Below are 11443 nucleotides of genomic sequence, written 5' to 3' on the forward strand. Positions count from 1 at the left end.
CCGTGGGGGCGTGCTCGGGGAGCCAGAGGACGGCCACCGCGCCCTCGCCGTGGGGGCGGATGTTGCGGAAGGTGAGGCGGGCGCCGAGGACACGGGCCTGCCCGGCGGCGATGGTCAGGCCGAGGCCGTGGCCCTGGCCGGCGCGGTCCTCGCTGCCGGTGCGGAAACGGAGCGGCCCCTCGGCGAGGAGTGCCTCGGGGAAGCCGGGGCCGTGGTCGCGTATCCGGATCACCCGGCCCTCGACGGTCACCTCGATGGGCGGCTCGCCGTGCCGGGCGGCGTTGGTGAGCAGGTTGAGCAGTATCCGCTCCAGCCGGCGCGGGTCGGTGGTGACCTCGGACTCGTGCACCACCCGCACCGCGATGTCCGGGTCCTTCGCGGCCACGCGCCGGGCGACGAACTCGCCCAGCATGATGTCCTGCAGCTCGGCCCGCTCGGAGGCCCCGTCCAGCCGGGCCACCTCCAGCACGTCCTCCACCAGCGTGCGCATCGCCTTGGCCCGGTCCAGCACCAGCTCCGTGGGCCGGCCCGGAGGCAGCAGCTCGGCCGCCGTGAGCAGCCCCGTCACCGGCGTACGCAGCTCGTGCGCGATGTCGGCGGTGACCCGCCGCTCCGCCTCCAGCCGCTGCCGCAGCGCGTCCGCCATGGCGTCCACCGCGCGGGCCAGGTCGTCGGCCTCGTCCCGTACGACTCCGCCGATGGCCTCCCGTACCCGTACGTCGGTCTCGCCGGTCGCCAGCCGGTTCGCGGCGGCGGCCGCCTTGCGCAGGCGCCGGGAGAGCTGGCCGCCGATCACCACGCCGAGCGCGCTGCCGCCGAGCACCACCGCGATGGAGCCGATGAGCAGCGCCTGGTCGAGGTCGGCCAGCACGTCCGCGGACTTGTCCGGGAAGGCGCCGTGCAACGAGAGCACATGCCCGTTCTTGACCGGCACCGCGGCCCAGATGTCCGGCTCGCCGCTGCCCGTGTCGCTGACGTAACTCGCCCGGCGCCCCTCCTCCACCTTGGCCCGCAGCTCGGCCGGGAGGGCAGGGTCGTCGATCTTGATGCTGGGGAAGTTGGGCCGCCCGGCGAGCTCGTAGTTGCGCTGGGCGAGCTGGACCCGCTGGTTGGCCAGGTCACGGGCGTTGTCCAGCATGGAGACCCGCGCCGCGTTGTGCACGACCAGGCTCAGCGCGATGGCCACCAGCCCCGCGACCAGCGCGATGGCGGCGCTCAGCTTCCACCGCAGACCGGTGCGCAGGCCCACGCCCGCCACCCGCCGCACCGGACGTCCGAAGAGACTCCGCATGACCGCCCTCAGCCCCGCAGCTTGTAGCCGAAGCCGCGGACCGTCTCGATCCGGTCCTGGCCGATCTTCTGGCGCAGCCGCTGCACATGGACGTCGACCACGCGGGTGTCCCCGCCCCAGCCGTAGTCCCAGACCCGCTCCAGCAGCTTGTCGCGGGAGAGCACGGTGCCCGGCGCGCCGGAGAACTCCAGCAGCAGCCGCATCTCGGTCGGGGTGAGCGCCACCGGCTGCCCGGCCCGCCGCACCTCCATGCCCTCGGTGTCCACCTCCAGCTCGCCGAAGGTCAGCACCCCGTCGCTGTCCGCCGCGCCGTCCGCCCCGGCACCGGACGGGTGCCCGGCGTGCCCGAAGCGGCGCAGCACCGCGCGGATGCGGGCGACCAGCACCGCGCCGTCGAACGGCTTGGTCACGTAGTCGTCGGCGCCGGCCTCCAGGCCCAGCACCACGTCGATGGAGTCCGCCCGCGCCGACAGCATGATCACCGGCACCGTCGACTCGTCCCGGATACGGCGGCACAGGCTCACCCCGTCCAGCCCCGGCACCATCACGTCCAGCAGCGCGATGTCGGGCCGGTCGGCGCGGAACGCCTCCAGCCCCGACAGCCCGTCGGGCATGGCGGTGACCGCGAAGCCGTCCCGCTCCAGGGCGAGCTGGGTGGCCTCACGGATGACGTCGTCGTCCTCGACGAACAGGACGTGCGTGTGCTCTGGCATCCGGTGCTCTCAGTCCTCGTGATCAGGGGTGGCGCGTCAGTCGCCGGGCACGGGCGACGGCTCGTGGCCCACCGCTCCGCTGTAGTCCGTGTGCACGGGCTTGCCCGCCACGAACCGGCCCGCCTTCCACGTATAGGGGACGACGTCCTCGCCGGAGGGGCTGGAGATGGGGTCCCCCCTGCTGTACACCTGCTTGGTCACGGTCAGCGCGCCCTGGTCGATCTCCGCGTAGACCGGCGACTCCTCCGTCTTGAACACGTTCCGGTACGAGCCCCTGCTCTCCCGGTACACGTACGCGCCGATGCCGACCGCGTCGGCGCAGGTCAGCACGTTGACCACGACATCGGAGCGGTCCGAGTCGGTCAGGTCGCCGTAGGAGACGTCGACGGGGTAGTCGTCGCCGCTGCCGCAGGGCTTCAGTTCGTGCTTGACGGCCGCCGAGACCGCCGGGTCCCGCTTGAGCAGGCTCACCGCGTCGACGCGGTGGTAGCCGGCCGCCGGGCTGGGGGAGGGGGAGGCGGGTGCCGCGCCGGCCACGGCGGAGGCGTGCGCCGGTCCCTCGTCCCGCGCGCCGGTGCCCCCGGCGCCGCAGGCGGTCGCGGAAAGGCCGACGGCGGCGATCCCGGCCACCGCCAGGATCACCGCGCGTACGCCTCGGACACGTCTGGGCCCCCCAGTCAGGCCGCGCAACGCTCCCGCTCCTCACGCTCCAGCGCGCGTGCATCCAGGTCGCGGGCCTCCAGCTCCTCGCGGAGCCGGGCGAGCGCCCGGTGCAGCGTGCTCTTGACCGTGCCCGCGGACATTCCGAGGGCCGCGGCCGTCTCTTCCGTGGACATCTGCTCCCAGTGTCGCAGCACCACGACACTGCGCTGCTTGGGAGCCAGCACCTTCAGGATGTCCATCAGCAGGGCGCGGTCGGCGTACTGCTCGGTGGAGTCCGCGACCGGGCCCTCGGGGAGCTGCTCGGTCGGCACCTCCTCCAGCTTGCGCGCGCGCCACCACTCCGTACGGGTGTTGATCATGACGCGGCGCAGATAGGCGTCGGCCAGCCGCTTGTCGGCGATGCCGTCCCAGCGCCCGTAGGTGCGGGCCAGCGCGGTCTGGAGCAGGTCCTGCGCGTCCACCGGGTCCGGCACCAGGCGGCGGGCACTGCGCAGCAGCGCGTCCTGCCGGGTCCGTACGTACTCCTCGAACTCGAGCACCTCGCCCTGCGCCATGACCCGACCACCTTCCGTGTTCCCCGTCGCCCCGGTCCACGCCGGGGCCTTCTCTCGCAGGCCCGGTGGTCCGCCGGGCACGGAACGAAGCTACGGAGCGGTTGTCACGGGGTTGTCCGAGGAAGCCTGCGGCCGGCACTCGGCTGTCCGTCGGTTGTGTAACAGCCGTGAGCCGGGGGTAAAGAGGACGCCCGTCATGTCCCTTTATGCGGTGCTTTGTTGGGCTGGCCGGGGCGTGACGGACGGCTCGTGGCTGTGACCTTCCTGTGGGTCAGCCGAGGGGCAGCCGGTACATGCCGCCGGGCAGCGGCTCCACCAGACCGTCCGTGACGAGGCCGTCGAGCGCGCGGGCCCGCTGCACCGGCTCGTGCCACACCCGGTCCAGCGCCGCCTGCGGCACCGGTACATGCGCGTCCCGCAGCACCGCGAGCAGCTTCCCGCGCACCTGTCGGTCGGTGCCCGCGTACGTCTGCCCCCGCCGGGGCGGGCCCTCGTGCTCCGGCTTGCCCGCGAGCCGCCAGGCGCACTGCGCGGCGATGGGGCAGCGGTGGCACTCCTCGTTCTTCGCCGTGCACACCAGCGCGCCCAGCTCCATGGAGGCGGCCGCCCAGCGCGCGGCCGTGCCGTCCTCGTCGGGCAGCAGCTCACGGGCGAGCCTGCGTTCGGCGGCCGTGGTGGCGTTCGGCGGGTAGCGCACGCCGGTCACCGCACGGGCGAAGACCCGGCGCACATTGGTGTCCAGCACCGGGTGCCGCTGCCCGTAGGCGAAGGAGGCCACGGCGGCGGCGGTGTACTCCCCGATGCCGGGCAGCGCCAGCAGCTGGGCGTGGTCGGCGGGTACGTCCCCGCCGTGCCGCTCCGTTATGGCGACGGCCGCGCCGTGCAGCCGGAGCGCGCGGCGCGGGTAGCCGAGCCGGCCCCAGGCGCGCACCGCCTCGCCGGGCGGTTCCTTGGCCAGGTCGGCCGGGCGGGGCCAGCGGGCGAGCCACTGCTCGTAGACCGGCAGCACCCGGCTGACCGGGGTCTGCTGGAGCATGAACTCACTGACCATCACGCCCCACGGCCCCGCCTCCGGGCGGCGCCAGGGGAGGTCGCGGGCGTGGGAGTCGAACCAGTCGATCACGGGGGCGTGAAGCTTCTCAGTCATGGCCTTCCGATCCTGCCACGCCGCACGCGGACCGCGTGGGTCACCGCCCGCGCACGGAGCGTCGCGCTCGGCACAAGATGCCGGTGCGCGAGGGAAGTTACCGGGATGATGATCCGGAAAAGTTGATGAGAGGGCGGCGGGGGACGCGAGTCGTGGGCATGATCTCTCGTACAGTTTCCGCGTGGGATCTCTGCGCAATCCGGTCGGGCCGCTTCCCTCCTCCATCTACTGGCGACGGAGGGTCGTCATCGTGTCCGTGGTCGCCCTGTTGGCGCTCGTGGTCACCTGGATCGTCGTGTCGGGCGGCGGGGGAGGCAACAACGGCGCCCATGGCCCCGACGGCAAGAATCCCGCGTCCACGATCACGCCGGGTCCCACGTCCTCCGGTCCCGCGATCAGCCAACACCCCGGCGGACGCGACGAGTCGGGCGGTGGCGGCTCCGGTGACGGCGGCTCGGGCGACTCCGGCTCGGGTGGCGGGTCGGGTGGCGGGTCCGGTGACGGCTCCGGCTCGGACGGCACGGGTAACGGCGACTCCGGCTCCGGTACGGGCGGTTCGGGCTCGGCGTCCGGCACGGGCGGCGGCAGTGTCGGCGCGGGCGACGCGCTGGCCGCGTCCTCCCCGCTCCCGGTGTGCGCCCCCGGCAAGGTCACGGTGAGCCTGCGCAGCAAGCACAACTCCTTCTCGCCCGACGAGACCCCCACCTTCGAACTCACCGTCCGCAACGGCTCGTCGGGCGACTGCAAGGTCGACCTCGGCCCCGAGCACACGGTCCTGGAGATCACCCCGGCCGACGGCGACGACCCCTACTGGGCCTCCGACGACTGCCCCGAGGGCGCCAAGAGCCTGATCTTCCGCGTCCCGGCCGACGAGAGCATCACCTACACGGTGAAGTGGGACCGTCACCCGAGCACCGCCAAGTGCGCCACCCCGCCCGCCGGCAAGGCCAAGCCGGGCACGTACCTGCTGGAGGCGAAGGCATCGGGCTTCGCCAAGACCCGGACGTCCTTCGTCCTGTCGGCGGACTAGCGGTGCTTCTGTCCGGGGGCCGGCTGTGTGCTTCTAGGGGTGCGGGGAACCGTGCGACCAGCCACAGCCGGCCCGCACCCGGAGACGAACCGAGCGAGACCTAGGGTCTTTCGTTTGGATCTTGCCGGGCTCGCGGGGTCCGGCACCGCGCCTCGCGGCGTTGTCGTCGGTTGCCATGGCTCCGCCATGTCGCCCTCCTCCGCCTTGCGACGCACGGCACCAGACCCCGCTCCCTGATCCGGCCTGATCCAAACGAAAGACCCTAGACGTACCGCTCCAGGATGGAGGACTCCGCCAGCCGCGAGAGCCCCTCGCGCACACTGCGAGCCCGCGCCTCCCCCACGCCGTCGACAGCCTGCAGATCATCCACGCTGGCGGCGAGCAGCTTCTGCAACCCGCCGAAGTGCTCCACCAGCCGGTCGATGATCGCCCCCGGCAGGCGGGGAACCTTCGCCAGCAAGCGGAACCCACGGGGCGAAACCGCCGAGTCCAGCGATTCGGGAGACGCGGTGTACCCCAGTCCCCTTGCCACCGTGCCCAGTTCGAGCAACTCGGCATGGCTCAGCCTGTCCAGCTCGAACAGCGCCTCCTCCACCGTGCGCGACCGCTTCGCCGTCGGCTCGGGGACGTAGTCCCGGACGACCAGCTCACGGTCGGGCTCGACCCCGGCGATCAGCTCCTCCAGCTGGAGCGCCAGCAGGCGGCCGTCCGTGCCCAGCTCGACCACGTACTCCGCGATCTCGGTGGCGATGCGCCGGACCATCTCCAGTCGCTGCGCGACCGCGGAGACGTCCCGGACCGTCACCAGGTCCTCGATCTCCAGCGCGGACAGCGTGCCCGCGACCTCGTCCAGGCGGAGCTTGTACCGCTCCAGCGTGGCCAGCGCCTGGTTGGCGCGGGAGAGGATCGCCGCCGAGTCCTCCAGGACCCGGCGCTGCCCGTCGACGTACAGCGCGATCAGCCGCATCGACTGGGACACCGAGACCACGGGGAAGCCGACCTGCTTGGAGACGCGGTCGGCGGTGCGGTGCCGGGTGCCGGTCTCCTCGGTGGGGATCGTGGGGTCCGGGAGGAGCTGAACGCCGGCGCGCAGGATCTTCGACAGGTCCGAGGAGAGGACGATGCCGCCGTCCAGCTTGCACAGCTCGCGCAGCCGGGTCGCGGTGAACTCCACGTCCAGCACGAAACCGCCGGTGCACATCGCCTCGACCGTCTTGTCCCAGCCCAGCAGGATCAGGCCGCCGGTGTTGCCGCGCAGGACCCGCTCCAGACCGTCGCGCAGGGCGGTGCCCGGGGCAACGGCGCTCAGCGAGGCGCGCATCAGGCCATCGGCACCGGCACTCCCACCGGACTTTCCGGGAGCTGCTGCCCGGTCGTTGGCTGCCACTGCACTCCTCCGGTCGCAGGTTCTGACGCGCTTCCGTCACGGCACGCGTTTCGCACGGACGGGCGAGACCTGCGCAAAGTCTACCGGCGGTCCTCCGCCTCCCGCGGGGCCTCTCGGCGACGGGAGCGGGGCAGCACCCGCAGCGCGTCCCCCATGTCGGCCACCTCGACGACCTTCATCCCGGCCGGGACCTTGCCCGGATCGCCCGGTACGAGCGCGTGCGTGAAGCCCAGCCGGGCCGCCTCGGCGAGCCGGCGCTGCACGCCTGTGACGCGTCTGACCTCGCCCGCGAGACCCACCTCACCGATGGCGACCAGATTCTTCGGCAGCGGGGTGTCGCTGGCCGCCGAGGCGAGCGCCAGCGCGATGGCCAGGTCGGCGGCGGGCTCGGACAGCTTCACCCCGCCGACGGTCGCGGAGTAGATGTCCCGCTTGCCGAGCGCGCTGATCCGGCCGCGCTGCTCCAGCACCGCCAGCATCATCGAGACACGGGAGGTCTCCAGGCCGGAGGTGGTGCGGCGGGGGGAGGGGATCTGGGAGTCCACGGTGAGCGCCTGCACCTCGGCCACCAGCGGGCGGCGCCCCTCCAGCGTCACGGTCAGGCAGGTGCCGGGCACCGGCTCGGCGCGCCGGGTGAGGAAGAGGCCGCTGGGGTCGGCGAGGCCGGTGATGCCCTCGTCGTGCAGCTCGAAGCAGCCGACCTCGTCCGTCGCCCCGTACCGGTTCTTCACGCCGCGGACCAGGCGGAGGCGGGCGTGCCGGTCGCCCTCGAAGCTCAGGACCACGTCCACCAGGTGCTCCAGCAGGCGGGGGCCCGCGATGGCGCCGTCCTTGGTGACGTGGCCCACCAGCAGGGTGGACATGCCGCGCTCCTTGGAGGCGCGGATCAGGGCGCCGGCCACCTCGCGGACCTGGGCCATGCCGCCGGGGGCGCCGTCGATCTCGGGGGAGGCGACCGTCTGCACGGAGTCGAGGATCAGCAGGGAGGGCTTGACCGCGTCCAAGTGGCCGAGCACGGCGGCCAGATCGGTCTCGGCGGCGAGGTAGAGGTGGTCGTCCAGGGCCTTGATGCGGTCGGCGCGCATGCGGACCTGGCTCGCGGACTCCTCGCCGGTGACGTAGAGGGTCTTGTGCTCCTCGCTCGCCGACTTGGCCGCCACGTCGAGCAGCAGCGTGGACTTGCCGACGCCCGGCTCGCCCGCGAGCAGCACGACCGCGCCGGGCACGAGTCCGCCGCCGAGCACCCGGTCCAGTTCGGGGACGCCGGTGGTGCGGGCGGTGGCCTGGCGGCCGTCGACCTGACCGATGGGCAGGGCGGAGCTGGTGACGCGGCCCGGCGCCGTCGTACGGACCGCGGGCGCGCCGTACTCCTCGACCGTGCCCCACGCCTGGCACTCGGGGCAGCGGCCGAGCCACTTGGCCGTCTGCCAGCCGCACTCGGTGCAGCGGTAGGACGGACGCTCCTTGGCGGACTTGGTACGGGTGGCCATGCGGAAACCGTAGCCGCCACCACTGACAACGCCCGCCGGCCGCCCTGGGACGGCGCGCGAGCGGGAGCGCACGCCGGGGTATCGGGGCGCACGCGGAGCGGATGATTCCGGATGCCGTCCACCCGGTTCGCACCCGCTCCTCGAAGGCCGGTGTCCCCTTATGAGGGATCGTTTCACCCGTATGGATTAAAAGTGCTCAAGGTGCAAGAAGGGGCCCTCCGCCGACGCCTACGGTCGCACGGGTGATGAGCAGCACTCCGGAGACCACGACCCGCACCACCGGCGCACACCGGGCGCAACGGGCGCATCGGGAGGCGCGCGACCGATCCGCGGCGCGGAACATCGCCCAGCGGGCGTCGTCGCGCCATGAGGCTTATCTGGACGGCCTGTTCACCTACTGCCTGTCGGTGCTGTGCGACCACGACGCGGCCACCGCCGCCCTGAGCGAGGTCCTCGTCATCGCCGAACGGCGTGGCCGCCGCGACCCCCAGACCCCCGGCGACCGCCGGGCCTGGCTGTACGCCCTGGCCCGCTGGGCCTGTCTGCGCGGCCTCGCCGAGGCCCGCCGCAAACGCCAGGCCACCCATGCCGCCGGCCGCCCCGGTCCCGCCACCCCGGCGCCCGAACCGGCCCTGCCCGCCGAGGTGCTGGAGCTGCGCCGCCGCGAACTCGCGCTGCTGGCCTGGCCGGAGGCGGCCGGGACCACGCCCGAGCAGCGCGAGGCACTGGAGCTGGCCGTCCGGCACAAGCTCACCGCGCCCGAGGTCGCCGCCGTGCTCGGCCTGGAGCCCGCCGCCGCCCGCGAACTGCTGGCCTCCGCCGCCTGCGAGGTCGAACGCACCCGCGCCGCCCTCGCCGTGGTGGAGACCGGGGGCTGCCCGAGCGTGGCCCACCTCACCGGCGACAGCCAGCTGATGCTGAGCGCGGCCCTGCGCCGTGAGCTGGTCCGGCACGTCGACGACTGCCCGCGCTGCCGCCGTACCGCCGAGCGTGCCGTCCCCGGCCGCTGGCCCGGCGCCGCGATCACCCCCGCCGAGCTGCCCGTGCTCCCCGCGCCCCGCGCCGCCCTGCACTCCGCGCTCGCGCACCCGCCGCACGCCCGGTCCGCCGCCGTACCGCGGTTCAACCGGCGCGGCTTCCCGATGGACCCCAAGGACCGCGCGGCCCGCCGCGACAAGCTGCGCGCGCGTGCCGTCACCACGACCGTCGTCGCCACCGTGGTCGCCGCCCCCGTGCTCGCCCTGTGGGCCGCCTACCGGGGAGCCCCCACGCTCGGCGGCGACGACAGCCCCGGCGCCGCGCGCGAGGCGGACGGCCCCGGCGTGCTCGGCGGCGACCCGGCGGGCGGCTACCAGAACGCGGGCAACGCGAGCGTGAAGCCCGGCACCCGGCCCACCGGGAAGGGCAAGTCGGACGTCTCCGTGGAGGTCGTCAGCGTCAACGGCGCCGGGGACCCGGGCGCCGGCCGGCTCGCGGTCGCCGCCGCCCACCACGGCGACACCACGCTGATCACCCTCAGCGCCTCCGGCGACGCCCCGGTGCGCTGGTCCGTGACCACCTCCGCGCCCTGGCTCTACCTCAGCCGGTCCACCGGCACCCTCGACCCCGGCGACTCGGTCACGGTCAAGGTGTTCGTCGACCATCTGCGCGAGCCCGCGGGCCACTGGCGGGCCCGCGTGGCCGTCGCCCCGGCCGGCGCGGTCGTCACCATCGACGGCCACGGCCCGGTTCCCACGCCCCCGCGCCCCCAGCCCGGCTTCCCGAGCCCGGACCCGACGACGCCGACGGCACCGCCCTCGTCGCCCTCTTCGGAGCCGCCCAGCCCGTCCCCGCCGCCGTCCAGCACCTCTCCGAGCCCGGACCCCGACCCGTCCGAGCCGTCCCCGTCCGACCCGCCGGACTCGTCCCCGCCGCCGAGCGACGAGGAGGACACCCCGAGTCCGGCCGACAGCTAGGGCCTTTCCGCCGGGCCGGGCCGGCTCGGGCCGACGGCGCCCCGGGACACCGCGACTCCGGCAAGCTCCGGAAGACAGGCCCTAGGCGGGGTCCGCCGGGTGCGGGGCCACCAGGGGCAGCTGGGAGGCCAGCCGCTGTTCGCACAGCTCGACCAGGCGGTCGTAGCCCGCCTTGCCCATCAGCTCGGTCAGTTCGGCCCGGTAGGAGACGTAGACCGGCTCGCCCGCACCGTGCGCCGAGGTGGCCGAGGTGCACCACCAGTGCAGGTCGTGGCCGCCGGGACCCCAGCCGCGGCGGTCGTACTCGCCGATGGAGACCTGGAGGACGCGGGTGTCGTCGGGGCGGTCGATCCAGTCGTAGGTGCGGCGGATCGGCAACTGCCAGCACACGTCCGGCTTGGTCTCCAGCGGCTCCCGGCCCTCCTTGAGCGCCAGGATGTGCAGCGAGCAGCCCGCGCCGCCCTCGAAGCCGGGCCGGTTCTGGAAGATGCAGGAGCCCTCGAAGGGGCGCGTCTGCCGCGAGCCCTCCTCGTCCTCCGAGACCCAGCCGCCCCGCAGCCCCTCGTCGCGGTGCTGCCAGATGTCCGGGGTGAGCCGGGCCACGTGCTCGGCGACCCGCTTCTCGTCGTCCTCGTCGGAGAAGTGCGCGCCCAGCGTGCAGCAGCCGTCGGCCGCGCGGCCCGCCTGGATGCCCTGGCAGCCCTGGCCGAAGATGCAGGTCCAGCGCGAGGTCAGCCAGGTCAGGTCGCAGCGGAAGATCTGCTCGTCGTCGGCGGGGTCGGGGAACTCCACCCACGCGCGCGCGAAATCGAGGCCCTTCTCGTCGTCCTTGAGGGCCTTGTCGGCTTTGCGCGACCTGGTCGGCTTGTCGGTCTTGTCGACCTTCGCCTTTTTCGTCTTTGGCACCCGTCCAGGGTAAGTCGCCTCAAGGCCGTACGGGCACCGCGGACAGGGCTTCTGGCAGTAGCGTTTCGTCCATGAGACTCGGTGTCCTGGACGTGGGCTCGAACACGGTGCATCTGCTGGTGGTGGACGCCCACCCCGGCGCCCGCCCGCTGCCCGCCCACTCCCACAAGGCCGAGCTGCGGCTCGCCCAACTCCTCGACGGCAGCGGCGCGATCGGCGACGAGGGCATCGAAAGCCTCGTCGCGGTCGTACGGGACGCCCTGCAGGCCGCCGAGGACAAGGGCGTGGAGGACCTGCTGCCGTTCGC

At 73.7% G+C, this 11443-nt stretch carries 10 protein-coding genes and 1 pseudogene; 3 read left to right on the forward strand and 8 right to left on the reverse strand.

Annotated features, from left to right (window positions below; translation table 11 throughout):
- From cseC to CCN33_RS14800, 5 genes are all read right to left on the reverse strand, one after another.
- Positions 1-1291 (reverse strand): two-component system sensor histidine kinase CseC (gene cseC, locus CCN33_RS14780; RefSeq protein WP_086694086.1); only part of this gene is annotated, 1291 nt, incomplete at its 3' end.
- Between the two features lie 8 nt (positions 1292-1299).
- Entirely contained in the window at positions 1300-2004 is a 705-nt protein-coding gene (gene cseB, locus CCN33_RS14785; RefSeq protein WP_086694087.1) for a two-component system response regulator CseB, read from the reverse strand.
- A gap of 36 nt (positions 2005-2040) precedes the next feature.
- Entirely contained in the window at positions 2041-2646 is a 606-nt protein-coding gene (locus tag CCN33_RS14790; protein ID WP_086694088.1) for a hypothetical protein, read from the reverse strand.
- 35 nt (positions 2647-2681) lie between these two features.
- Entirely contained in the window at positions 2682-3221 is a 540-nt protein-coding gene (locus CCN33_RS14795) for a SigE family RNA polymerase sigma factor (protein WP_031182797.1), read from the reverse strand.
- A 271-nt stretch (positions 3222-3492) separates the two neighbouring features.
- Complete coding sequence (locus CCN33_RS14800) at positions 3493-4368, reverse strand: HhH-GPD family protein (protein WP_086694089.1); 876 nt, start codon at positions 4366-4368, stop codon at positions 3493-3495.
- A 181-nt stretch (positions 4369-4549) separates the two neighbouring features.
- Between CCN33_RS14800 and CCN33_RS14805 the strand changes: the two genes are divergently transcribed.
- Positions 4550-5398 (forward strand): hypothetical protein, encoded by an 849-nt coding sequence (locus CCN33_RS14805; RefSeq protein WP_208621757.1) that lies wholly within the window; start codon positions 4550-4552, stop codon positions 5396-5398.
- 262 nt (positions 5399-5660) lie between these two features.
- On the opposite strand, the gene disA is transcribed toward CCN33_RS14805, so the two are convergent.
- Positions 5661-6785, reverse strand: coding sequence for a DNA integrity scanning diadenylate cyclase DisA (disA, locus tag CCN33_RS14810; RefSeq protein ID WP_086694090.1), 1125 nt, complete (start codon positions 6783-6785; stop codon positions 5661-5663).
- Positions 6786-6865: 80 nt separating this feature from the next.
- Complete coding sequence (gene radA / locus CCN33_RS14815) at positions 6866-8275, reverse strand: DNA repair protein RadA (protein ID WP_086694091.1); 1410 nt, start codon at positions 8273-8275, stop codon at positions 6866-6868.
- Between the two features lie 245 nt (positions 8276-8520).
- Here radA and CCN33_RS14820 point away from each other — a divergent pair, with 245 nt between their 5' ends.
- Positions 8521-10230 carry a BACON domain-containing protein gene (locus CCN33_RS14820; protein ID WP_425275844.1) on the forward strand — a complete coding sequence of 570 codons (1710 nt, stop codon included), beginning with the start codon at positions 8521-8523 and terminating at the stop codon, positions 10228-10230.
- Between the two features lie 81 nt (positions 10231-10311).
- Here CCN33_RS14820 and CCN33_RS14825 read toward each other — a convergent pair whose 3' ends face one another.
- Positions 10312-11136, reverse strand: coding sequence for a DUF3109 family protein (locus CCN33_RS14825; protein WP_086694093.1), 825 nt, complete (start codon positions 11134-11136; stop codon positions 10312-10314).
- 71 nt (positions 11137-11207) lie between these two features.
- On the opposite strand from CCN33_RS14825, the pseudogene CCN33_RS14830 reads away from it, so the two are divergent.
- Positions 11208-11443 (forward strand): annotated as a pseudogene (locus CCN33_RS14830) (Ppx/GppA family phosphatase); the annotation flags it as partial.

This window comes from Streptomyces recifensis, from assembly GCF_002154615.1.
Classification (GTDB): domain Bacteria; phylum Actinomycetota; class Actinomycetes; order Streptomycetales; family Streptomycetaceae; genus Streptomyces; species Streptomyces griseoluteus.

Coding starts and splice junctions, on each gene's coding strand:
- cseB (WP_086694087.1), bottom strand. CDS start 2,004: ATGCCAGAGCACACGCACGTCCTGTTCGTCGAGGACGACGACGTCATC.
- CCN33_RS14795 (WP_031182797.1), bottom strand. CDS start 3,221: ATGGCGCAGGGCGAGGTGCTCGAGTTCGAGGAGTACGTACGGACCCGG.
- CCN33_RS14800 (WP_086694089.1), bottom strand. CDS start 4,368: ATGACTGAGAAGCTTCACGCCCCCGTGATCGACTGGTTCGACTCCCAC.
- radA (WP_086694091.1), bottom strand. CDS start 8,275: ATGGCCACCCGTACCAAGTCCGCCAAGGAGCGTCCGTCCTACCGCTGC.
- CCN33_RS14820 (WP_425275844.1), top strand. CDS start 8,521: ATGAGCAGCACTCCGGAGACCACGACCCGCACCACCGGCGCACACCGG.